General features: G+C 50.4%; 1 pseudogene. It reads right to left on the bottom strand.

The features are described from left to right. Nucleotides 1-280, bottom strand: a pseudogene (locus HBA93_RS20790) (phage tail tape measure protein); the annotation flags it as partial.

Here is a 280-nt window from a genome sequence, read left to right as displayed (position 1 = left end):
ACCTTTGAGTATATCGAGGCCGAGCTTTGCACCACTGAGAAACAATAGTGCTCTGCCAAGACCAAATATTGATTTGGCAAGCAAACCAACACCTGCGGCCAACAGAACAAACTTGAAGCCGTAACCAGCCATCTCACCAAAGAACTGGGCAATCGGGCTTTCACTAATCGCGGCTGATAGCTCGCGGATAGATGCACCCCATTCTTTAGCCTGCATAAAGACACGACCAAGGCGCTCACCGGCATCGGACATACCTTTAGGGTCAAGAACAGTCCCTAGC

The organism is Ochrobactrum sp. SFR4 (assembly GCF_019730395.1).
Taxonomy (GTDB): domain Bacteria; phylum Pseudomonadota; class Alphaproteobacteria; order Rhizobiales; family Rhizobiaceae; genus Pseudochrobactrum.
The sequence above is the reverse complement of the archived record's forward strand: the minus strand, read 5'-3'. Positions and strand labels throughout refer to the sequence as shown.